Annotated in this window: 21 protein-coding genes, 1 rRNA gene and 1 riboswitch; of the genes, 9 read left to right on the forward strand and 13 right to left on the reverse strand. The window is 37.5% G+C overall.

What is annotated here, in order from left to right; translation table 11 throughout:
* The first annotated feature begins 112 nt into the window (after window positions 1-112).
* The 3 genes from ACQKOF_RS21590 (at window position 113) to ACQKOF_RS21600 (ending at window position 2,098) form a co-directional block, all read left to right on the forward strand.
* The gene (locus ACQKOF_RS21590; protein ID WP_427561580.1) at window positions 113-451 is read left to right on the forward strand and encodes an ArsR/SmtB family transcription factor; all 339 of its coding nucleotides are present in this window, start codon (window positions 113-115) and stop codon (window positions 449-451) included.
* Window positions 452-695: 244 nt separating this feature from the next.
* Window positions 696-1,121: a type 1 glutamine amidotransferase domain-containing protein gene (locus ACQKOF_RS21595; RefSeq protein WP_427561583.1), complete on the forward strand. Its 426-nt coding sequence runs from the start codon at window positions 696-698 to the stop codon at window positions 1,119-1,121.
* Window positions 1,122-1,297: 176 nt separating this feature from the next.
* On the forward strand, window positions 1,298-2,098 hold the full coding sequence (locus ACQKOF_RS21600; RefSeq protein WP_427561586.1) for a TIGR00266 family protein: 801 nt from the start codon (window positions 1,298-1,300) through the stop codon (window positions 2,096-2,098).
* A gap of 148 nt (window positions 2,099-2,246) precedes the next feature.
* Here ACQKOF_RS21600 and ACQKOF_RS21605 read toward each other — a convergent pair whose 3' ends face one another.
* The 4 genes from ACQKOF_RS21605 to ACQKOF_RS21620 all read right to left on the reverse strand — a co-directional run bounded on the left by ACQKOF_RS21605 (window position 2,247) and on the right by ACQKOF_RS21620 (window position 7,442).
* Complete coding sequence (locus ACQKOF_RS21605) at window positions 2,247-3,209, reverse strand: 2-hydroxyacid dehydrogenase (RefSeq protein ID WP_427561589.1); 963 nt, start codon at window positions 3,207-3,209, stop codon at window positions 2,247-2,249.
* Between the two features lie 525 nt (window positions 3,210-3,734).
* Window positions 3,735-5,036, reverse strand: coding sequence for a protoglobin domain-containing protein (locus ACQKOF_RS21610; RefSeq protein WP_427561592.1), 1,302 nt, complete (start codon window positions 5,034-5,036; stop codon window positions 3,735-3,737).
* 235 nt (window positions 5,037-5,271) lie between these two features.
* Entirely contained in the window at window positions 5,272-6,105 is an 834-nt protein-coding gene (locus ACQKOF_RS21615; RefSeq protein WP_427561594.1) for an undecaprenyl-diphosphate phosphatase, read from the reverse strand.
* 257 nt (window positions 6,106-6,362) lie between these two features.
* Window positions 6,363-7,442 carry a metallophosphoesterase gene (locus tag ACQKOF_RS21620; protein ID WP_427561597.1) on the reverse strand — a complete coding sequence of 360 codons (1,080 nt, stop codon included), beginning with the start codon at window positions 7,440-7,442 and terminating at the stop codon, window positions 6,363-6,365.
* 459 nt (window positions 7,443-7,901) lie between these two features.
* Between ACQKOF_RS21620 and ACQKOF_RS21625 the strand changes: the two genes are divergently transcribed.
* Entirely contained in the window at window positions 7,902-9,050 is a 1,149-nt protein-coding gene (locus tag ACQKOF_RS21625) for an acyl-CoA dehydrogenase family protein (protein ID WP_427561600.1), read from the forward strand.
* Between the two features lie 671 nt (window positions 9,051-9,721).
* On the opposite strand, the gene ACQKOF_RS21630 is transcribed toward ACQKOF_RS21625, so the two are convergent.
* The 4 genes from ACQKOF_RS21630 to ACQKOF_RS21645 form a co-directional block, all read right to left on the reverse strand.
* The gene (locus ACQKOF_RS21630; protein WP_427561603.1) at window positions 9,722-11,917 is read right to left on the reverse strand and encodes a histidine kinase dimerization/phospho-acceptor domain-containing protein; all 2,196 of its coding nucleotides are present in this window, start codon (window positions 11,915-11,917) and stop codon (window positions 9,722-9,724) included.
* Between the two features lie 15 nt (window positions 11,918-11,932).
* Entirely contained in the window at window positions 11,933-12,088 is a 156-nt protein-coding gene (locus ACQKOF_RS21635; RefSeq protein ID WP_199777833.1) for a hypothetical protein, read from the reverse strand.
* Window positions 12,066-12,758 (reverse strand): response regulator transcription factor, encoded by a 693-nt coding sequence (locus ACQKOF_RS21640; protein WP_370048551.1) that lies wholly within the window; start codon window positions 12,756-12,758, stop codon window positions 12,066-12,068. The genes ACQKOF_RS21635 and ACQKOF_RS21640 overlap by 23 nt, the downstream gene beginning before the upstream one ends.
* 244 nt (window positions 12,759-13,002) lie before the next feature.
* Complete coding sequence (locus ACQKOF_RS21645; protein WP_427561607.1) at window positions 13,003-13,227, reverse strand: hypothetical protein; 225 nt, start codon at window positions 13,225-13,227, stop codon at window positions 13,003-13,005.
* 149 nt (window positions 13,228-13,376) lie between these two features.
* On the opposite strand from ACQKOF_RS21645, the gene ACQKOF_RS21650 reads away from it, so the two are divergent.
* Window positions 13,377-13,607, forward strand: a complete 231-nt coding sequence (locus ACQKOF_RS21650; protein WP_049667308.1) for an excisionase — start codon at window positions 13,377-13,379, stop codon at window positions 13,605-13,607.
* A 58-nt stretch (window positions 13,608-13,665) separates the two neighbouring features.
* Here ACQKOF_RS21650 and ACQKOF_RS21655 read toward each other — a convergent pair whose 3' ends face one another.
* The 3 genes from ACQKOF_RS21655 to ACQKOF_RS21665 form a co-directional block, all read right to left on the reverse strand.
* On the reverse strand, window positions 13,666-14,652 hold the full coding sequence (locus tag ACQKOF_RS21655) for a homoserine dehydrogenase (protein WP_427561610.1): 987 nt from the start codon (window positions 14,650-14,652) through the stop codon (window positions 13,666-13,668).
* Window positions 14,653-15,367: 715 nt separating this feature from the next.
* Window positions 15,368-15,754, reverse strand: a complete 387-nt coding sequence (locus tag ACQKOF_RS21660; RefSeq protein WP_427561613.1) for a hypothetical protein — start codon at window positions 15,752-15,754, stop codon at window positions 15,368-15,370.
* 395 nt (window positions 15,755-16,149) lie between these two features.
* On the reverse strand, window positions 16,150-17,451 hold the full coding sequence (locus ACQKOF_RS21665) for an O-acetylhomoserine aminocarboxypropyltransferase/cysteine synthase family protein (protein WP_427561616.1): 1,302 nt from the start codon (window positions 17,449-17,451) through the stop codon (window positions 16,150-16,152).
* 117 nt (window positions 17,452-17,568) lie between these two features.
* Window positions 17,569-17,682, reverse strand: a riboswitch (SAM riboswitch).
* A 436-nt stretch (window positions 17,683-18,118) separates the two neighbouring features.
* Here ACQKOF_RS21665 and ACQKOF_RS21670 point away from each other — a divergent pair.
* Together ACQKOF_RS21670 and ACQKOF_RS21675 are read left to right on the forward strand one after the other, a co-directional pair.
* On the forward strand, window positions 18,119-18,751 hold the full coding sequence (locus ACQKOF_RS21670; RefSeq protein WP_427561618.1) for a glycerol-3-phosphate acyltransferase: 633 nt from the start codon (window positions 18,119-18,121) through the stop codon (window positions 18,749-18,751).
* 183 nt (window positions 18,752-18,934) lie between these two features.
* The gene (locus ACQKOF_RS21675) at window positions 18,935-20,416 is read left to right on the forward strand and encodes a DASS family sodium-coupled anion symporter (protein ID WP_427561621.1); all 1,482 of its coding nucleotides are present in this window, start codon (window positions 18,935-18,937) and stop codon (window positions 20,414-20,416) included.
* 148 nt (window positions 20,417-20,564) lie between these two features.
* Here ACQKOF_RS21675 and ACQKOF_RS21680 read toward each other — a convergent pair whose 3' ends face one another.
* Window positions 20,565-22,085 (reverse strand): succinate CoA transferase, encoded by a 1,521-nt coding sequence (locus ACQKOF_RS21680; protein ID WP_427561624.1) that lies wholly within the window; start codon window positions 22,083-22,085, stop codon window positions 20,565-20,567.
* 284 nt (window positions 22,086-22,369) lie between these two features.
* Here ACQKOF_RS21680 and chrR point away from each other — a divergent pair, with 284 nt between their 5' ends.
* Both chrR and ACQKOF_RS21690 read left to right on the forward strand, forming a co-directional pair.
* Window positions 22,370-23,101 carry a class II chromate reductase ChrR gene (gene chrR, locus ACQKOF_RS21685; protein ID WP_427561627.1) on the forward strand — a complete coding sequence of 244 codons (732 nt, stop codon included), beginning with the start codon at window positions 22,370-22,372 and terminating at the stop codon, window positions 23,099-23,101.
* A 159-nt stretch (window positions 23,102-23,260) separates the two neighbouring features.
* Window positions 23,261-23,725 carry a GNAT family N-acetyltransferase gene (locus ACQKOF_RS21690; protein WP_427561630.1) on the forward strand — a complete coding sequence of 155 codons (465 nt, stop codon included), beginning with the start codon at window positions 23,261-23,263 and terminating at the stop codon, window positions 23,723-23,725.
* Window positions 23,726-23,872: 147 nt separating this feature from the next.
* Here ACQKOF_RS21690 and rrf read toward each other — a convergent pair.
* Window positions 23,873-23,977 (reverse strand): 5S ribosomal RNA (gene rrf, locus ACQKOF_RS21695); the annotation flags it as partial.

The raw sequence follows: 23,977 nt of genomic DNA on the forward strand, positions 1-23,977 counted from the left end.
ATATTAAGGTGGAATATTTAATTTGTCAACCATATCATCATCTACTGATTTGTTGACAATAATAACGAACACTGGTTTAATGGTTTAAAAATACAAACCAAGGGGAAGTCATATGGAATGTTTAGAACAATTAAAAAAAGAATTTAACGATGTTAGCGACTTTCTCATTGCTTTAGGTGATGAAAAACGTCAATCTATTATCATTACGCTTTTACAAAACAATTCATGTAAAGGGCTACGTGTCATCGATTTAACTGATGCGACTCAATTATCTCGACCAGCAGTGTCACATCATTTGAAAATTTTAAAACAAGTTGGGCTTATCGAAATGTATAGTGAAGGAACTAAAAATTATTATTTTCTATCTCATAAAACTACTGAAATTGATAAATTAATGAAATTATTAAATCATGTTTCAACTATTATTGAAAAAAGTGAGAGGGAAAAATGAAAAAAATTTTAGTGGTTTTAACAAACATAGCGAGATACGCAAATACAACTGAGGCTACGGGATAATGGATTGGTGAAGCTACTGAATTTGTTGAGGAAGTTACCAAAAGCGGTTTTGAAGTAGATTATGTCAGCCCTAATGGAGGGTTTGTACCTATTGATCCACGTAGTATGAAATATGTTGACGAATCCACCTTTTCATCTATGTAAGTGAAGATTTTCAAAATCGAGCATTAAGAAATTCTATGAAACCTTCAGATATTAATCCCAACGATTATATTGCAATTTATTATACTGGTGGTCATGGTGTTATGTGGGATATCCCTAATAATGCTAAATTACAACAACTTAGCTTAACCATTTATAATAACGGTGGTTATATTGTATCAGTTTGTCATGGTATAGCAGGTTTATTAAACATTAAAGATAAAAATGATGATTATCTTATTAGAGATAAGAAGATTACAGGCTTTACTACAACTGAGGAAATTTTAAGTACTAAAAAATCTATTGTCCCATTTTTAAACAAAGATATGGCTATTAAGCATGGAGCAATTTTCCAGAAAGCTAGAGCCTTTCGTTCTTTTGTGGTGCAAGATGGCAACCTCATAACTGGTCAAAATCCTTTTTCAACAAGAGAGGTTGCTAAGAAGTTGTTAACTAATTTATAAAATTAATTGAAGTAATAGCCATTTTTTAAAATGGTAGGAGTAAGAGAACACAGAACCGTTCCACATCGATTTACTAGCTTATCCCCCTTTTTTCCTGAAATATTTAATCCTGCATTGAAACTAATGCAACTTATAATCGTATATAATAACAAAATTATTTTTTGGAGGAATCCTTTATGAATAATCACGAAATTGACTACAAATTATATGGCGATGATATGCAATACGTACAAGTTGAGCTTGACCCTCAAGAAACAGTAGTAGCTGAAGCTGGAGCTTTAATGATGATGGATGATTCTATCCACATGGAAACTATCTTTGGCGATGGTTCAAGAGGAAGCCTAGAAAGTGGTCTTATGGGTAAATTATTTGGAGCTGGAAAACGTCTAATTACAGGTGAAAGTTTATTTATGACGACATTTACGAACGTTGGTTCAGGTAAACGTCATGTGTATTTTGCCTCTCCATACCCTGGTAAGATTATTCCAATGGATTTAAGTCAATTAAACGGAAAGATTATTTGTCAAAAAGATGCATTTTTAGCTGCTGCAAAAGGAGTTTCAATTGGCGTTGAATTCCAGAAAAAAATCGGTGTTGGCTTCTTTGGTGGTGAAGGCTTCATTATGCAAAAGCTTGAAGGAGACGGCATGGCTTTTGTACATGCAGGTGGCACTATTCACGAAAAGACTCTAGCACCCGGTGAAGTATTACGTGTTGATACAGGCTGTTTAGTTGCTATGACATCTGATGTAGATTACGATATCGAGATGGTCAAGGGCGTAAAAACTGCATTATTTGGTGGTGAAGGTATCTTCTTCGCTACTTTAAGTGGTCCGGGTAAAGTATGGATTCAATCATTACCATTTAGCCGTTTAGCAAGCCGCGTCTTTGCTGCAGCACCCATTTCTCAAGGCGGAGGCGGTCAATCTAAAGGTGAAGGTGGCATTGGCGGTTTATTTGATATGTTTAATAAATAATGACGCTATTTATTTAAGGAGCACATCTTATTTCGATGTGCTCCCTCTCTTATAATTACAGTTGATTTATACAATTTATTTCTAACACAAACAAATCTTTGCCGCTTTATCGCAAAAGATACTCCTACTTCTTTTATCTTCCGTATCATTAATCTATTCGATTCGTTACAGCCTTGCCCTGCCCATATGCGGTAAGCTCTTTAACGTTCAGCATCAGCATTGCAGTTCTAGTTTGAAGCGAGGCACTACCGATATGCGGGAGTGCTACAACGTTTGGAAGCGTCAACAATGGATGATCCAACGCAATAGGCTCTTGTTCAAAGACATCCAACCCTGCTGCCCACAACTTACCGTTTTTTAAAGTTTCATACAGTGCATTCTCATCGATAATGCCACCACGTGATGCGTTAATTAATACCGCGTCATCCTTCATCAAAGCAAGTTCCTCTGCTCCTATAAGTCCTACAGTATCATTGTTAAAAGGTGTCATAATAACAACAAAATCCGATTGTTTTAAAAGATCCTCCAACGATACATATTGAAAGCCATACATTTCTTCTACCTCATGGCGACGTCTACGATTGTTGTATAAAATTTTCATATCAAAACCTTTTGCTCGTCTTGCAACAGCTTGGCCAATACGTCCCATACCAATAATTCCTATAGTGGATCCTGAAACATCTTTACCTACTAATTGCATCGGATACCAGCTTTTCCATTTACCCTCACGCAAATATCGTTCGCTTTCTGGAATTCTTCGAGCAGTCGCAAGCAATAATCCCCATACTAAATCTGCAGTCGTATTTGTTAAAACTCCTGGAGTATTAGTCGCCATTATTCCACGCTTACGCAAAGCTTTGACACTAATATTATTAAATCCAACTGCTAAATTAGTCACGAGTTTTAGATTGGGTGCATGTAATAATAACTCTTCATCGACTTGGTCAGCAATCGTTACCCACAATACTTCACAATCTGCAACAGCTGCCAATAGTTTTTCCCGTGGTATAACAATTTCCTCCTCGTCCCATTGTTTGATATCATAATACTCTTTCAATGGCTCAACTATATGCGCTGGGAACTTTCGTGTAATAAATAATTTCTTTTTCATATTCCGAACACCCCTCAATTCAATTCGCCTATAGCGTAACACTTAGAACGCTCATTTTCTAGGGATTTCTTATCTTTACATGTGTGATAACTATTCCTTTTTATCACTCTACAAACTTCATCCGTCTATTTATTGTTTTATCCTTCAGAAAAGCGATTTTGTCCTATCATTTATGAAAAATAAAACTAGGCTTATCATTAAAAGTTGAAAATGACATTTTATTTAAACAGTTGTTTATGAGGCTAAGTTGATTGGAGTGGAGACTGGGACTCTTTGGGGATTAGCGATAGCGGAACGAAGGCTAAAAGCATCACGTCCTGTGATAACGCCTTCGTGACCAACATCGGTGCCGCTGCCGCTTCGCTTTCGCGCAAAAAACATCTGTTGGCCCGAGATACTGGAGCGTAGCGGATGTTTTCTGTGCGAAAGCGTAGCGTCAGCAACAAAGCGCCCAGTCGGAACGGAAATCAACCACACGTTAAGGTGATAAGCAAAAAAACTATGCATAGGCTTTATGCATAGTCATTAGAAATCTCTAATTGTTGTATCTAATCGATTGGCAGCTTGTTTTAATTCCTCGGAAGATTCTCCAATTGATTCTATAATTCCTGATAATTCCGTTATTTTCAGTCCGACGTTTTGGAAGTTTGAGATAGAACCGTTTACTGAGCCAGATATTGCATCGAATGCTTTTAAAGATTCTGCGTTTTGCTCAATACTATTGTTCACCAGCTCTTGGATTTCATGAATTGCTTGAACAACTTGGTTTGTGATTCCATTAGACATTGTTATGAGATCCGCGATTTGTTCAACCGAACTTTTCGTCTGATCTGCAAGCTTACGAACTTCGCTCGCCACGACAGCAAAGCCTTTTCCATGCTCCCCTGCACGTGCAGCCTCAATAGCTGAATTTAACGCCAGTAAATTTGTTTGGCCAGAAATACTTTTCACTATTTCGATAACAGCATTGATTTTTGAGGAAGAGTGATCTAATTGCTCCACCATACCCGACATTTCAACTGTCTTATGATGAATTTTTCCTGTTTGCTCATTAATTAATGTTATTTTAGAATAACCTTCAGACGATACCTTTTGCATTGTTTTTGCCTCATCGATACTTTCCTTCAAGTATTCATTCACTTCCTTGGCGTTATAAACAAGTTCGGTCACTGTTTCATTGGTACTATGAGATTGAGTCTCTAGCTGCGTAGATATCCCACCTATAATTTCCTTAACATGTGCTCGAACACTATCCTGTTGCTTCTCAATTAATGTATTAGCATAATTATCATATTCCTCTAGGACAATCTGTTGTTCGAAATTACAGATTTTACTGATGGCATCACAAAACTTCTCTTCTTCATCCCTCGATAATTGAAGCTTATAAACAATCTTTCTTAAAAATTTTTCAAGATTTTGAAAGGCTGCTAAATACCACTTAGGATACAAGTTAATCTTCACATGCATTTTCGCTACTCGCCTTCTCTTCTCCAAAAATGCATCGTCTATACGCCCCTCGAACATTTCTATAATATGATGGCGTAATGTTTGGCGTAACTGCTCACTAGAGCTATACTTTTCAATAACCTCACGTAAGGCTGGCACCCTTTCAATTGCATGATAGAATGCCGCTACAACCTCTAAGACATTTCGTTCAATATACGGTTTTAAACTCCTGATCAACTGCAAATCATCTCTAGTTAAATTTACTAGATTTAGCTGTAATAAACGTTCCTGATCTTGAATAATAACCCCTATATTTACTTCATTACTAATTTCAACTGTATTTTTCTTGGGTCTATTTCCAATCTGAAACAATAAATCCACCTCACCTCTATGTCTATTTTACTAAATATTATCCGATAGCAAAAAAAACTATGATTCAATTATAAGTTCTAGACAATTAAAATGACAATATATAGGTAAAAAATATCTGTTTTCGCAATAAGGATTGATCCACCCTACTTACAAACAATACTTATTAACCATTTAATTTTCCCTAAAACAAGATAAAAACGCTAAAAAAAGCCACTCATTCTGAACAGAAGAGTGACTTTTTTAATTACATAAAGATAATAACAGCTAGTACAGCAGCTAGTACTAAACGATAAATAGCAAATGGCATTAATTTCACTTTTGAAATAAGTGCTAAGAAGAATTTAATTGAGAGTAATGCAAAGATAAATGAACTAATGAAGCCCACTGCATAAAATCCAAAATAATCCATAGATAGCGTATCCCAGTTTTTCAGTACAGACACTAAACTAGCACCTGCCATAATTGGCACTGCCATAATGAAAGTAAAATCTGCCGCTACACGGTGACTCATTCCAAATAGTACACCACCAGAAATTGTTGCACCTGAACGGGAGAACCCTGGCCAAAGTGATAAACATTGTACTAACCCTACTTTAAATGCTAAACCATAAGAAATTTTGTCTAGAGAATCTACTTTTGGTCTTTTCGGTGCTAATTTATCTGCAGCAATCATTAAAAGTGCTCCAGCTACTAAAGCATAAACAACATGCTCTACTTTAAATAAATGATCATCGATAAAATCTTTGAACGCAAAACCTAATATAACCGCTGGTAACATGCCCACAATAACATGTAATAAGTTGAAGTGACCTTTCACTGATTTCGATTGGCCATCAATTTTATAGAGTCCAACTAAATTTAACATTCGTTTCCACATTACAACGACTACGGCTAAAATGGAGCCTAGCTGTACAACGATTTTAAATGTATTGGCGGGATACATCCCTAAAAACTCCTCTGTCTTTAGCCACATATCGTCCACAATAATCATATGACCTGTTGACGACACTGGTGCAAACTCTGTCATTCCCTCGACAAAGCCTAAAATAAGCGCCTTTAATAATTCAATGATATCCACATTGTCACCTTACCTTTTATTAATTAAATATCAACATATTATCAATTTCGCCTTGGCGTAATTGCGTCATTCAGTAGATGTTTGGACAAAGAGGAACTACATCCCCATTCATCTTACCCCTTCAGAGGTAAGAGTCTTCTACTGAATGTAGATAAAATACACTTCTTCATATACTATGACTATAACATTTAGTTATGAGTAGATAGCTCATCACCATAATACAGGGGCTATTTTGAGCCACATGCCCAATTTACCAACTAACGAAAATTTATATCCACAACCCATAATTCAGAACGGCTGCCTATTCGCATTGGAGGACCCCAAAAGCCAAAACCTGATGAAACAAGTGTATGCATTTTCTCCTTCATCTTATAACCATAATCGAGCTCAAATACACGAGCTGTTATATACTGATTAGGCCATAGTTGACCTTTATGTGTATGACCTGACATATGGAAGTCTACACCCATTTTTGCAGGCATAATTAAATCATTCGGGGTATGATTCATGACAAACCAAGGCAAGTCATCTGTTGTCTTCAATGCATCTAATTGCTTTCTATCCTTGTTTGTAATATCCTCTTGCCCCGTTAATACTAACACATTATCGATTCTAATAGTTTCATCACACAAAACTTTTACATTAGCGTTTTCCATCTCTTTAATAAATTCAGGAATTTTCTTGCCATAGTACTCGTGATTGCCCAATACACCATACACTCCGTATGTAGATGTTAATTGTTTCATCACATCTGCCATTCCATCTTTAACAAACCATTTAGGGTCGTCATCCACAATATCCCCAGCTAAAAAGACGATGTCCGGATTTGCTTCATTCGATAACGTAACAAAACGCTGTAAATGTTTTTTATGTGATAGAACACCTAAATGAAAATCTGATGCAACTACAGCTCTCATCGATTCTAGCTCACTACTCTTTTTATCCATCGTTATTTCTAAATGACGGACAACAGGTGAATACGCTAAATAAGTGCCCACAATACTTAGTAGAAACAACATAGCAATCGCAATACTACCAATTATCTGTACACTTTTAAAAGGACTTAGCCAAAGAATCAAGTGTGCTGCCAAACAAAGTAGTAATCCGTATTCAAAAATAAACATCCAGTAATTATGGATTATTGAAAACACTCGTAAAGACTCATGCAATCTGCTAATAATAATACTAAACGCAATGATATACAGCACTAACCAATATAAAATTGGATAACGGAACCATCCCATTGCCACAAGCCAATGTCTCAATCCCCATCCTAAGTAAAAAGTTAATGCACTATATATACTTAATAAAAGAATTCCACCAACTACTTTAGGCATTTCAGTTCCCTACTTTCATATAGTCTTAGTTGATTATAGCATTATACTTAACATTCTCTTATTGAAAGTAAGTGCAAAAGAACAACCGATCAGCTCATGATATTAAGTGTACATATTCCTTGTAATTTAACCGTATGATTTACATGACAATCTAATTAGGAAAGTGACGATATCGTAATTTAGGCGATTACATGAAGCCGTATACAACCATCCACCACTGAAGGTTGTTTGACTCCTTTAGGATCACAAATGGAACCCTGAAGTGCTCATCGGACGCCCTAAGAAAGCGCCTACTAAATCAAACCTATGTAATGGTGAAATCCCCATTCAACCTAATTATAAGATTATGTAAAAAATCTATGATTAATATACTCTTTAATTTTTCTGAATATTTAAGTAACATTATAATTGCAAGAGCAAATTTAACGCATGTACGAACGAAAAAGGGGTGTTGTTCATATGACAAGATATAAATTCGAATCAACAGAGCATGAGTTATTTCGTAAAACCTTACGTAAGTTTTTAGCAGAGGAAGCCGAGCCACACTATCCACAATGGGAGAAAGATCATCTTATTCCACTTGAATTTTGGCGTAAGCTTGGGAAAATGGGCTATCTATGCCCTCAAGTAGAAGAGCAATACGGCGGTCTCGGACTTGATTTTAGTTTTGGCGTTATTATTCAAGAAGAGCTAGAGCGTGTAGGTTCAAGCCTTATTGGCGTTGGTCTGCATAACGATATTGTCGTGCCCTATATCGAGGCATACGGCTCACATGAGCAAAAATCACGCTGGCTACCAAAATGCGTTACAGGCGAAAATATTACAGCCATTGCTATGACAGAGCCAGGTACAGGTTCCGATTTGGCAAACATCCAAACAACTGCCAATCGTGATGGCGATCATTATATCGTTAACGGACAAAAAACATTTATTACTAATGGCATTCATACAAATTTAGCAGTCGTTGCTGTAAAAACAAATCCTCAGGCAGAAAAAAAACATCGTGGCATTAGCCTCCTTGTCATTGAGGACGGGACATCAGGCTTCACAAAAGGTCGCAAGCTCGAAAAAGTTGGTATGCACGCGCAGGACACAGCCGAGCTATATTTTGAGGATTGTCGCGTACCTGTAGAGAATCTCCTTGGTGAAGAAGGTAAAGGCTTTATCTATATGATGGAAAAGCTACAGCAAGAGCGTTTAGCAGTAGCCATCGCCGCACAAGCCGCTGCTGAGGACATGCTAACTTTAACAATTGATTATGTAAAATCACGCGAAGCTTTTGGAAAGTCAATTAGTGACTTCCAAAATACGCAATTTAAAATAGCTGAAATGGCGACAAAAATTGAACTTGGCAAATCATTTTTAGAATCTTTAATAGAGGAACATATCGCAGGAAACGATGTTGTGACAAAAGTTTCAATGGCAAAATACTGGATAACAGAAAATGCACGCGAGCTTGCTATCCAGTGTATGCAGTTACATGGTGGCTACGGTTATATGGAGGAATACAAGATTGCTAGAAGGTATCGAGATATTCCTGTCATGTCCATTTATGCAGGTACCAACGAAGTAATGAAAGTGATTATTGCCAAGAATTTAGGGTTATAACTAATAAAGTATGGCTCTTCACAACGAGTGGTTGATTTTCGTTCTGACTGAGCGCTTTCATGGGGGTGTCGGGGCAACAAATGTTTTCTGTGCGAAAGCGAAGCGGCAGCAGCAAATGTTTTCTGTGCGAAAGCGTAGTGCAACATATGGGCAGCGACAGGATGTTGGTCACAAAGGCGTTATCACAGGACGTGATGCTTTTAGCCTTCGTTCCTCTATCCGCTTCGCTTCGTATCACTTTATGTGATAATCAAAATTCCAGCACAAATGTGGATGTGTGAAAGTGTAGTGCTAACGAATTGGCAGCGATTTAAAACGGAGATCCGAGGTGACGGATAGAACCGTCTAAGTCGTGGATAGAACACCCAAAACCGTGGATAGAACCGTCAATGTCGTGGATAGAACACCCAAAGCGACGGAATAAAACGCCAAAATGACGGATTGAAATTCCCAACATTCAAAAGGATTTCCTCAGCATTTTTGTTTTTCAAAGTAAAAAAAAGAGGCTGGGACAAAAGTGTTTCAGCCAACAAAAATACCGAACTATCCAATGAAACGCTCATGAAGTGTTTCGGAATAGTTCGGTTTTTCTATTTATCGTGTTTTGTTAATTTAGAGATTATTCGGCTTTATAAAGGAACCATTTAGTTATGTCCCAGCCTCTTTTTTGTTTATGCTGTTGGAATCCGAACGATTACCTTAAATAAATCTCCATCTACATCTATACTCATACGAGCACCATGCAAATCTACAATGGATTGTGCAATGGCTAAGCCTAGCCCTGAGCCCTCTGTATGGCGTGAAGCATCTGCTCGCTTAAAGCGTTCAAATAACTCATCGGCATCCTCGCTAATTTCATATTTCGCAACATTCTTCACCGTGAATTCAGCATCACCTTCTGCCGTACGTTTCAATGTTACATAAACACGTGTGCCTTCTAATGCATATTTCAATACATTAACGATTAAATTATCGATCAGTCTCCACCATTTTTGTCCGTCCACATACGCGTAGATTGGCTCATGTGGTTTTGTCAGGCGTAAATCTAAATGAGCTTGTGCTAAATCTTCCTCATGCTCACCTACCGCCTGCTGTACAAGCTGGGTTAAATCAACTCGACTGCGATGAAGCTCCATATTACCACTCGCCATTTTAGACACTTCAAAAAGGTCCTCAATCAGTAATTTTAGACGTTCTGATTTTTTATCAAGGATATGAATGTATTGCTTACGCTCTTCCTCAGTAATATCAGGATTTTTCAGTAAATCTGTATACGTAATAATGGATGTTAACGGAGTGCGTAAGTCGTGACTAACATTCGTAATAAGCTCTGTTTTTAAACGCTCGCTTTTTGCCTGCTCATGCATAGACGTGCGTACGCCTTCTCTTAAATGATTAAGATTTTCGGCATGCCCCGCGAGTGGTGATTTGCCCCTTACCTTGACATCACGATTTAAACGCCCTTCCGCCATGTCCTTTGTATCCTTCATAATTCGGTTTAGATAGCCCATTCTCGAAAGGAAGAGAATCATGGCTGGAATACCAATCATTGCGCAAACGCCCAAAACTAGAACGGGGAATCCGCCACCTCCTATCATTGAGGCAACAAGGCTGCCACCACCGAAAAATGCTGCCCCAATCATCACAATGGAATGTAATGCAATTGAACGATTTATAAATAAATCTGTCATTGATCCGCCTAGTGACCATAAATAGCTAGCTTTTAAGTCCTCTTTTAATTTCTGTGTTGTATTCACTCGATCATACAACCAAATAAGCTGTACAAAGAACAGCATTGCAATAATGATTACGGCACCTATTTTAAACAGCAAACTAATTAAGTAATGTACATAGTTAGATTGATAAGAAACAAACTCAATCGATTCAAAAGCAATTTCAGATGCTATCAAATATATGAATGCACTTATTAATAATAATCCAATTGGGTAATCAATTTTCATCTTTGCAAGAGCTTCTTTTTCCTTTAAACCTCGTACCATCTGCAGTACTTCTTTACGCCCTTTCCATGCAACAATAGCTGCCACAATACTCGTTAACCATATAAAGTAGAACATGTATTGATTGCGTGTAAAATGGTCATATCCTTCCAAAATGTCGACTGCTTGTGCTGATTTTTTCGAGATGGTTATGATACCAGTGTAATCAGAAGTTTCCCTTAAATTTTCTGTATCCACGTTGATATCAGTTCGATAAAAAATATCATTTAAATAACTGCTGATATTCGAAGTCGTTAATGGATGTTGCCCTGTGAACTTTATTTTGAAAGCATTACTATCCGAAACATCACCTGAACGATATGTTTTGTCTGTTTCAGTGTTCGTTAATTCATAAGACCAGTAATTATAATTTTTCACAAAACTTTTTGCTTCTTCTTTTGCTGCCTTTATATATTTATCAACAAGCTCTTCCTTTTGAGTTAGAATTTTTTTACGGACATGCTCATCATCCTCGAAATTAGCCGTAATATCTTTAATTTTTGCATCCCGCTCTTTTTCAAGCTTTGTTTTTAATTCCGCTGCATTAACATTAGCAGCTTCTTGAATACGCTCTTCATATTGAACCTTAATATTATCTATTTGTTGTCCTAATGTTCCATAAAAATTTCGATGCTCTTCAATTTCACTTTGTGTCACCACAATTTTACTTTTTAAATCCTCAGCCGTTGGTATATTTAACACTAATGGTCCTATTTCTGACTGGAAATTATCAAGTTCATGCTGGAAATTTTCAGATTGAAAATATGACTTCCCAATATATTGGTACCCGATATTAGAGAACGTAAATATACCGAAAATTACCCAGATTAAGCATATAAGAGCGAGAAGAGGTTTCCAATTTTTTAACATACTTTTAACTCCTCTCTAAAAAATTCTCTCAAGCAATTGTAGCATCCCCGAAGAACGGGAAGTTACTATCTGATACGCATAGACACCAAAATAAATTAGTCCAATAACCCCTGCTACAAACCCTGCAATTGTAGCATACTGCTCTATTTTATTTTTCCATTTTATAGCCAACGCCCCACACCACCTTTAAATAGCGTGGATTTTTCGGATCTGCTTCGATTTTTTCACGTATTTTTCGAATGTGTACAGCTACAATATTTTCCGCATTGTAAGCTTCCTCATTCCACACACGCTCATAAATCTCTCTTATCGAAAATACACGCCCTGCATTTTTCATTAATAATTCCGTAATCTTATATTCGATTGGTGTTAATCGAACAGGCTCCCCTTCTAAATTGACTTCCTTTGCATCTTCATCTAATACAAGTCCGTCGATTTCCACCTTTGCTGCTCCATCATTGTACGTCCCAAGTTGTACATAACGTCGCAGCTGAGATTTCACTCGAGCCAATAGCTCCAACGGATGAAAAGGCTTTGTGACGTAATCATCTGCGCCTACAGACAAACCATGAATTTTGTCGCCATCCTCCGCTTTTGCACTAAGCATAATAATTGGAATGTTGCGCTCTGCTCTAATTTTAAACGTCGCTGTAATTCCATCCATATTTGGCATCATAATATCTAAAATAATTAAATGTACTTCATTGTTTTCTAATTTTTCGAGTGCCTCTAAGCCGTCAGCAGCTTTTATGACATTGTAGCCTTCATTCTTTAAATAGATTTCAATACCATCACGAATATCTTGATCATCGTCTGTTACAAGAACTGTTAGTTTCGTCATGATATACACCTCGCTCTCAATTAATAGTGTACCTTTTAAATCTTAAAAACCAGTTATTATAAAAATGAAGAATTTCTTAAGGTTTTAACTTCTTTCAGCAATTATTTTCTGTAGCGAAAGCGAAGCGTCAGCTAACAGAAGTCGCTCACCTCTATTTTCTCTATTTCAACAATATGTGGCAAAGGGGAGACCTGCAGAAAGGGCTAGTCCAATCCCTCCTATATGGACAGCCCCTTCCCCATTATTAATGAATTGCTATTACAGTTGCTATTCCCCACACCTTTGTCGGCTGTGATTTCCATAGTATCCATTCTAAAGCACCAGAAAAGACACGAGCGCTACCAATCGTTACAACTGTTTCAATAGCTACACCGGTTAGACGAATTGATGAAAAAAAAGACCTTGGAATAACGCAATGTTCGTAGCAGCTAAACTTGTCCATTTCCATGACCATTTCAGGATACATCATTTATTGCCCCTCAACCGTCACCACTCATCAACATTAATAATACAGATTTATCCAAAAGCAAACAATTACCTTTTTTCTTCATTTATTAACCCATAGTAGGCTTTCTATTAGAGGGAGGTTATAATAAAAACAGCAAAAGGAGCGAAAAAATGTATAAAACCATTGAAGAAACAGCCATCGAACTTGGTATGCCAGAGGATCAAGTACTTCGCCTCGTTTACGAGGGCCGTATCCGTTCAGTATATGACGGTGATCAAATACTGATTAATAGCGGACAGTTCAGCACTTATTTTGAGCAGTTAGATCGTATTAAAGAGGAAATTGAAATTTGGCGGAATACTCCTATTCCAGAGGATATTGATGTTAAAGATGAGGATTAAAAAATGCCTATCATTCAACAATTAGTACATTGTTAAATGATAGGCATAATCTATCTAATTATATCGTTACGACAAATCCAGCTCGCTTACCGATAATTTCCGCATAATCCTCAACCATTACACTTGCTGTTGGATACATACCTGCCCCAGGTCCAATTAGCGTTAATGTGCCAATATAATTTGTATCCAATGCCACAGCATTATTGACATCATCAACTGGATAAAGCGGATGTTCCTTATCAACTAATTGCGGGCCAACCTTTGCGACCACTTTACCATCTGCTAGCTTCTCAACCTCAGCAACGTGGCGGAAACGCAAGCCTTTTTCACACGCTTCTTTTACTTGCTCTGCCGAAATGCTATCAATTCCGACTACTTCGACGTCAGACCAGTCTGGTTGTTCACCAAATGCCAAAGCACTTAAAATCATTAATTTTTTGAAGGCGTCCTGTCCTGAGATATCATTATATGGATCTGCCTCCGCATAACCTAAATTTTGGGCCTCTTTTAATGCAGTTTCGAACGACCAGCCCTGTGAACGCATTTTCGTTAAAATATAGTTGGATGTCCCATTTAAAACACCCTGAATACGACTAACATCATTGACAAGCAAAATGTTTTTCATCGTTTTAATAACTGGTACACCACCAGCAGTCGTTGCCTCAAAGCCTACAAAAACACCGTTTGCTTTTGCAAGATCCTGTAGCTCCAAGCCTCGTTTTGCAAACATTACTTTGTTAGCTGTAATGACATGACATTTATGTTCAACAGCGCGCTTTAAATAAGTAAATGCTGGCTCCTCGTTGACGATCGCCTCAAAAACAACCTGCATACCTGGTTCCGCTAAGACTTCATCCATACTAGTTGTCATTAAATGCGCTGTACCTGGTACACGTTCACGGCTAGTGTCTGTAACTAAAATTTTTGCTACTTCTAGCTCAATTCCTAATTTATTTTTAAGCTCTTCACGCTTTTCGTTTAATATATGGTAAATTCCTTGACCTACCGTTCCAAATCCTAATATAGCTGCCTTTATAGTTGCCATTCCTATTCCCTCCAACTTACATTCCGCAGTTTCATTATATTTATTTCGTCTCAGCTTAATTCTTACAGATTTTGAATTGTGCGCCGACTATACAAAGCAGGTCAGTTTGCCGTGTTTCTAAAACTTCGTCTTCAGACAGATATTTAGTCATGGCGTTTCACTTTCGCTACAAAAAATATCCTGAATGAAGATACACTGGGAAACAAACAATTTCAAATAATTCAAAAATCAACTTAAAGAAAATTGTAACGTAAATACATACATTGCACAAGAAAAATCTTTCTAGGATGGACATTTGTTTCCTGTAGACGTGCAAGGGAAATCGTTTTCATCCCTTTTATTATATGTTTTTTCACATGATCTATAATAATCGAACAACTATTGACGATTCTTTACCAATTATGCCTCGGCATAATTGTAGCTGACGCTTCGCTTTCACTACAGAAGACATTTGCCGCTGTCGCACAGATAAATTGCCACAGGACGTGGCGTTCTTAGACTGAGTTCCTCTCTTTCAGTGGATGTTTGCTGAAAGAAGTTAAAATAAATGCCTTTCTTCTATTATATATATGTATGTAAAGACATTTATAAAAATTGTTCTTTTGAAATATATTAATTAAAAAATTTTTCAATTATGCTGGTCTATCTTCCTTATCTAATTAAAAAGCTCATTCCCTGTAGCAGCAGAGAATGAGCCCAATTATATGAGGGATAATTAACTAGCTTTGGCTAGCAATTTATAACGATATTGTGTTAAAGCTCGTTGCACCAGTCTTATTTCCTCCTGCGTAAAATTTGGTATTGCATACGTACGTTCAACTAATTGGAATGTGCCGTATTTTAAATAATACTCTGTCGCAGGTAGAGGAATATGACTTGTTCCATAGCCTTCATAAGCTTCGAAAACTTCTTGTACTGTATAGCCTTCCTCGTTGACATAAACAACTTCCTTAAAAACAGAATGTCCAAAGATCTCTTGCCATTTACTCTCAACTGACGCAAGTATGTTTTGAATGGACATGTTGTTCACAAACACATGACCTTCATTTAACTCATAAATAAGATAAGATGCAATGTTTTGTGCACTATACACATTTCCCATTTAAAACACTCCTTTATCATCAGTTTTGTAGATAAGAGTAGCTACTGGCTGAGCAACTACTCCTCTTCGTATATATTCAAAAGTGGGGGAGCACTTATGAAACTAATTTAGTTTGAGCATTGATTGAAAACACTTTACCGATCAACTAGTCGGCGCTTTAAATTGGTTCTAGGTTGGTAGCCCTTCGAACACTTTTCTTATTTCCTAGTATAAAGCAAGGAATTAAGTAAGTCAATAATACTTATAAAATTACTAGGTATTATTTTTAAGAAATTTCAGTTACTTCATCAAATGAGGTGAGCGGATGATGCAGCAACTTTTACGCATTACCAAATGAGGCCTATCGAATGAGAAAATACGTAAACGCTACAACATTAGCCAATATGTTTTATTTATTAAGCTTCTACTTTTTGTTGTGAAGCTGTTACTTGTTCAATAGCTTGCTCTAAATCTGCAATAATGTCCTCTACTGCCTCTAAACCGATGGATAAGCGAATGAGCGACTCGGTTACGCCAGTTTGGATTAGCTCCTCAGCTGATAGTTGCTGATGTGTAGTAGATGCTGGATGAATAATTAACGATTTGGCATCCCCTACATTTGCTACGTGCGAGAATAATTTCACACTATCGATTAATTTACGCCCTGCTTCACGTCCACCTTTAATGCCAAATGTAAGCACTGAACCGAAGCCATTTCTTAAATATTTTTTAGCTAAATCATGCGTAGCAAAATCTTCTAAGCCATTGTAATTTACATATTCCACAGATGGGTGGTTTCGTAAATATTCGGCTACCGCTAATGCATTTTCATTGTGTTTAGGAATACGCAAATGCAGCGTTTCTAAACCTTGTAATAAATTAAATGCTGCATCGGCACTTAATGTTGGTCCAAAGTCGCGTAGCAATTGCACACGCAGTTTTGTGGCAAATGCAGCATCTGCTGTGTCAATACCATAACGCAAACCGTGATAAGAAGCATCTGGCTCAGTAAAGCCTGGGAAACGCCCACGAGTCCAATCAAACTTCCCTGCATCTACTACAACGCCACCTAAAGTTGTACCATGGCCGCCTATCCATTTTGTTGCGGAATGAACAACGATATCTGCACCGAAGTCAATTGGTGTAGAGCCATATGGTGAAGCAAATGTGCTATCAATAATTAATGGTAAGCCGTTTTCATGTGCTATATTTGCTACCGCTTCAATATCTAATACCTTTAAACTTGGGTTACCGTAAATTTCAGCGAACACAGCTTTTGTTTTATCAGTAATAGCTGCTCGGAAATTTTCTGGATTTGTTTCGTCTACAAAAATCGTTTTAATACCGTAGTTTGGTAGTGTGTTAGCGAATAAATTATAAGTACCTCCGTATAAAGAGCTACCTGCAACAATTTCATCGCCTGCCCCTGCAAGATTTAAAATGGAAAACGCGATTGCTGCTGCACCAGATGAAAGTGCTACTGCTGCTGTACCGCCTTCTAATAAAGCGACGCGTTTTTCAAAAACATCTACAGTTGGGTTTGTAATTCGTGTGTAAATATTGCCAGCTTCCTCTAAGGCAAAAAGACGTTGCGCATGAGCAGTGTCTTTAAAAACGAAAGCCGTTGAGCGATATACGGGTACTGTACGAGATCCTGTTACCGGGTCTGGCTCTTGGCCACCGTGTAACAGCAATGTTTCTGGTTTAAATTTTGTCATTGTATACCTCCAAATGGTTATTTTTTTACGATGGTACCGGAGATGAGGAGGATTTTTTCAGTAGAAAACAAAAACCCTCTTCAGCTAAGAAGAGGGTTGCGGTTGCAAGTTTTCCTCCCCTTATCTGCCAGATCCAAGTAAGAATCTGTAGGAATTAGCACCTTAGCAAGTTCGTCACTTACTGGTTGCCGGGCATCATAGGGCCTATCCCTCCGCCGCTCTTGATAAGAGTATGAGATTCAATTTCCATCGTTGTTACAAAGTATAAACATAGACTTTTTCTCTGTCAACACTAAAATTTTATTTTTTCCGAAACTTCTGTCTGCTTTTTTACGTAATACGAACGCATACACTATTTTAGATATTTATAATTTTTATCAAAAGTTAGGGATGCAATTTTTTTAAAATGTATGCCTTTATATCAGTTGAGTGGAGACTGGACGCCCCCAGGAAGCTTTGCTCTGCGCGAAAGCGAAGCGTCAGCAACAAATGTTTTATCTGCGCGAAAGCGAAGCGTCAGCAACAAATGTTTTATCTGTGCGAAAGTGAAGCGTCAGCAACAAATGTTTTATCTGTGCGAAAGTGAAGCGTCAGCAACAAAGCGCCCAGTAGGGATGGAAATCAACCTCACGCTATGGTGATGAGCTTATTAGAAAGGAGGATTTTTATGATAAAAGCCGTTATCATTTTTCTTCTTGTTGGTTATTTGATTGGCTGTATTCACGGCTCTAAAGTTGCTCAGTTTTTATCCGGGGTAGATTTAAAAAAGACTGGTCATGGCAATGCAGGTGCCTCTAATGCAACACTTTCACTTGGATGGAAATACGGCATATTAGTTGCACTGATCGATATCGGTAAAGGCGTTATAGCTATAATCGGTGCACATGTCTATTTAGCAGATATAACACAATTAACAGAAGTACAAGTTTGGCTCTTTCTCTATATCATATCTGCTGGTGTTATTCTAGGTCATAATTTCCCATTTTATATGGGCTTCAATGGCGGTAAAGGAACTGCTTCAATCATAGGGATATTACTTGCGATTGATTGGAAAATTGGCTTATTTGCACTCATTTTATTTGTTATTTTATCTTTCGCAACGAACTATTTAATTGTCGGTGTACTTGAATTTTATCTCGTTTTTTGTACAGCCACTTATCTATGGATTCCTGGGGTTGGCCCAACGATTATAGCCCTATTACTTTTTGGTTTAGCCATCATTTTGCATATCGAAAATATTAAGCGACTGATGATAGGAACTGAGCCTAAAGTGACTTCTGCATTCAAAAAGAAAAAATAATATATTTTGGATATTTTTGTCTTTTCTATGACCGCATATTTTCTCGTAACTGCCCATTATCGCTATAAATAGAGGGTATTTCACATACTAGTTTTTTTACAATAAATAGACAAATTAACTTTCTTAATAAAGCATTTTACTAGCCGATGTTATAGAAAATTGTAATAGAAAGGATGAAAAAGTATGTCTACTTCTGAACAAGCAAAATCAAAACGTAATTTGAAGCCGCTATGGATTGGATTGGCCTTCGCTTCATTAATCATCATTACTTTTTTACCTAACAACAGCGATTTACCTGTAGCTGGACAACGAGCCTTAGCTATCTTAGCTTTCGCGGTCATCCTATGGATTACAGAAGCAGTATCCTATCCCGTTAGCTCTGCCATGATTATTGCTCTCGTTACAATTTTCCTAGGGTTAGCTCCGTCAATGGAAGATCCAACGAGAGCGCTAGGAACATCGGATGCATTAAAGTTAGCATTAAGCGGATTTAGTAATTCCGCAGTTGCACTAGTAGCAGCAGCTCTCTTCCTAGCTGCAGCCATGCAAATTACTAATTTACATAAACGTCTTGCGCTATGGATACTTTCACTAGTTGGGACAAAAACGAAAGCCATTGTATTCGGTGCTATTTTAGTATCTATTGCACTCGCATTCTTTGTCCCTTCTGCTACTGCACGTGCAGGCGCAGTTGTTCCAATACTACTCGGAATGGTAGCAGCATTTGGTTTACCACGTGATAGTCGACTTGCTGCTTTACTAGTCATTACCTCTGTACAAGCTGTTTCCATTTGGAATATCGGTATTAAAACGGCAGCAGCTCAAAATATGGTCGCTTTAAATTTCATCAAAGAACAATTCGGTGTAGATATTTCTTGGGGTGCTTGGTTACTTTACGCTGCCCCCTTCTCAATCATCATGTCAGTGGCTCTATTTTTCATTATGATTACACTAATTAAGCCTGAAACAAGTAATATTGAAGGTGGTAAAGAAGTAATCAAAAAACAGCTTGCGGAACTTGGTCCATTAAAAGCTCCCGAAATTCGATTAATCATCACATCGGTAGTTTTACTATTTTTCTGGGCTGCGGAGGGCAAACTCCACCCATTCGATACGACAACCGTCACAATCGTTGCAATCGCCATTTTATTAATGCCAAAAATCGGAGTCTATTCGTGGAAGCAAGTTGAGCCTCATATTCCTTGGGGGACAATTATCGTCTTTGCAGTAGGAATTATGCTAGGAACAGTCTTACTTAATACTAAAGGTGCATCGTGGTTATCTGATAAAGTATTCGGTTCACTTGGTTTAGATTCTATGCCAATTCTTGCAACAATTGCCCTTGTCACTTTATTTAATATTCTTATTCATTTAGGCTTTGCAAGTGCAACAAGCTTAGCATCTGCGCTTATACCAGTATTTATCGTTTTAGCCTCAACATTAACGGCTAATGTCGATCAGGTTGGTTTCGTTATCGTGCAACAATTCGTTATTAGCTTTGGCTTCCTCTTACCTATTAGTGCACCGCAAAATATGCTTGCCTATGGTACAGGAGCATTTACAACAAAGGATTTCTTAAAATCTGGTATTCCATTAACGATTATTGGATACATCCTAGTTCTTCTATTTTCCGCAACGTATTGGAAATGGGTTGGCTTATTGTAAGAAGCAGCTAGGGTTTTTTTTACACCTGAGCACTTCGGGGGGTTACCCGATCAAAATTCCAGAGCTACCCAAGCTTTCGGGATTACGTTATTAACAATTAAAAGCCTTGAAGGAACAAGTCAACTGTCCTTCAAGGCTTTTATTTTTATTATTTCGATAAAGCAGGGTTCTTCATCGTACCATTTTTTGCGTAATTCACATGCCAAGAGAGCGCTTTTTCTAGTTCGTGTGGCGTATGGTGTCCACCTGTTGCTTCATTGGCATCGTTAAAATACTTCCATAATTGCTCACGATATTCCGGGTGTGCACAGTTATCGATAATGAGCCCAACCCGTTCTTTTGGAGCAAGCCCACGTAAGTCTGCTACTCCCTGCTCTGTTACGATAACGTCTACATCGTGCTCTGTATGGTCTACATGCGATACCATTGGAACGATACTAGAAATATTTCCGCCTTTCGAGTAAGATTTTGTGACGAAAATACCTAATCGTGCATTACGTGCAAAGTCTCCGGAGCCGCCAATTCCATTCATCATTTTCGTGCCAGAAACATGCGTAGAATTCACATTCCCATAAATATCCACTTCGAGTGCTGTATTAACAGAAATTAACCCGAGTCGGCGAATAATTTCTGGTTGGTTAGAAATTTCTTGCGGACGTAATACTAGTTTATCTGCATACTTTTCAAAATCACTATAAACTTGGTGTCCAACTTCCTCGGAAAGGGTAATAGAAGTAGCAGATGCGAAGTTTACCTTCCCTGCATCAATTAATTCGAATACTGCGTCTTGCAGTACTTCTGAATATACTTCTAAGTTCTCAAACTCAGAATCTTTAAAACCTAATAAAACGGCGTTTGCAACTGAGCCTACACCTGATTGAATTGGTCTTAAGCTTGTTGTTAATCGACCTACTTTTATTTCTTCTCGTAGGAAATTCAATAAATGATTGGCCATAATATCTGTTTCTTCATCTGCAGGAACGATCGTTGATGGCGCATCTAAAATATCTGAAATTACAATGCCCTTTACTTTATCTAAATCTAGTGGTATGCCAATTGTGCCAAGCCGATCAGATACATTTTGTAATGGAATTGGATCACGTTTCCCCTGTGGTCCTGGTACAAAAATATCATGGACACCCTCTAATGCATCAAGCTGAGCTACATTCAACTCAATGATTATTTGGTCTGCTTCTTGCACAAAAATCGGAGAGTTACCAACTGAAGTTGTAGGAATTAGTAAGCCGTCTTCTGTAATAGCTGTCGCTTCAATAATCGCAAAATCAATAGGACCAATAATACCTTGACGTACTAACTCCGCATTATGTGATAGATGCGCATCAACAAATGTGATTTCACCACTGTTGATTTTGTTACGAATACCAGCATCCGCTTGGAAAGGTCCACGCTTACGAATAACGCCAGCTTCCGCTAAGTATTGGTCAACTTCTGGGCCAAGTGATGCACCTGTATATACATCTACCTGGAAGCTCTCTTTTTTAGCTTTCTCCACAAGTGCAAGAGGTATCACTTTAACATCACCAGCACGTGTAAACCCGCTCATCCCAAGTACCATACCATCCTTAATCCAAGATGCTGCTTCTTCTGCTGTTACAACCTTGCTCCGTAGCTGTTCATTACGAAGCTTTTTCGCCAACTTTTCTGCCATCCTTATTCCTCCATCCCACTTTATTTTTATCCAACTAATTACTCGGTTTAATCCACCTGGTATAGACATCCAATTATTAGAAATTCAACCAAATAAACCGTCCATACATAATTTTAAACTATTTAGAATTTTTAATCTATAATTAACGGAATATTTTATTTTACGAGAGATTTTATACATCCGTAAATTATCTGAAAATAACTTCAAAATCGAAAAAATTCGATTTTGAAGAAGAAGCGTGATATGCTTTTGATATATATAAAGGGGAAAAGGAGATTTTATAAATGGTTAAAGAATTATTACGGAACCACTCTTCGGTTCGTATTTATGATGGGAATCCGATTTCAAAAGAAATTATTGAAGAATTAATTGCTACTGCACAAATGGCTGCTACATCACATTTTGTACAAGCTTATAGTGTAATTTGGGTAACAGATGCGGAGAAAAAAGAAAAATTAGGATTGCTCTCTGGTAATCCTCGTCAATACGAAACTTCTGGCGGTGCCTTTGTCTTCTGTGTAGATTTTAAGCGCCTTCAATCAGCAGGTAAATTAGAAGGTGTAGACATTGTAGCTGATTCGGCAGAAAACGTACTTGTTGGAGTAGCCGATGTATCATTATTCGCTCAAAACTTTGTCGTTGCCGCAGAATCTATGGGATATGGAATTTGTTACATTGGAGGAGTGCGTAATAAGCTTGAAGAAATAAGCGAATTATTCAATCTACCTGACTATGTTTTCCCACTATTCGGCTTAACAATTGGGGTTCCTGCTCGTCGCAATGAAGTAAAACCTCGTTTACCTGTCGCAGCAGTATTACATGAAAATGAATACAATACAGAAAAATATGAGGAGCTTTTACCAGCTTACAACGACACAATGGAAGCATACTATAATAATCGCTCATCCAATCGAAAAATTGATAACTGGACAAAGCAAATGGCTGATTTTTTAATTGAACAACGCCGTCCTCATATCAAAGATTTCTTAGCGAAAAAGGGTTTTAATTGGAAATAAATTCATCAACAAGCTGTGTGGAGTTACTATCTTATGATAATAACTCCACTTTTTTTATATTTTTTTAATTGGATTGTACGATGCGCAGTTTCAAGTATCAATTATGGGAAATTTTAAAAAGATGCTAAAATTAAATAAATAGAATAGGAGGAAAATAAATTGATTACATTAAAACCTATGAACCAAGAGGAGTTCAAACAATATATCAGTTATGCAATTGAAGACTATGCAAAAGACAAGATTGCTTCCGGAAATTGGAGTGAAGATAAAGCGATTGACTTGTCGAGGGAATCATTTGAACGACTACTACCACAAAATGAGAAGACCGAGAATAATCATTTATTCTCTATCTTTCACAACGATATCTTAGTTGGAATGATTTGGATTTCACAAAAGGCGCCTACAAATCCTAATGAAGGTTTTATATACGATTTTGTGATTTTTGAACAGTATCAAGGGCAGGGGTATGGCAAAAAAGCAATGAAAGAAGCTGAAATTATTGCTAAAAAGTTAGGTATGAATAAAATTGGTCTAAACGTTTTTGGTCATAATAAAATTGCTCGTGGCTTATATGAAAAAATGGGTTATGAAATCACGAATATAACAATGGCTAAAACAATTTGAAAATGTAACACCAAAGCCCAAGTACTCAATTAATTTTGAGCCTGGGCTTATATAATGTCGACACTTCTTCAATTAATAAGGTAGGGGTAACTTACTAAAAAATTGCAAATAAAAAAGCCGAGGAATAAATCCTCGACTTTTTCAGGTGCCTAGCGATGTCCTACTCTCACAGGGGGAAGCCCCCAACTACCATCGGCGCTAAAGAGCTTAACTTCCGTGTTCGGTATGGGAACGGGTGTGACCTCTTTGCCA

The sequence above is a fragment of the Lysinibacillus sp. NPDC093190 genome, from assembly GCF_050280425.1.
In the GTDB taxonomy this organism is placed as follows: Bacteria; Bacillota; Bacilli; order Bacillales_A; family Planococcaceae; genus Lysinibacillus.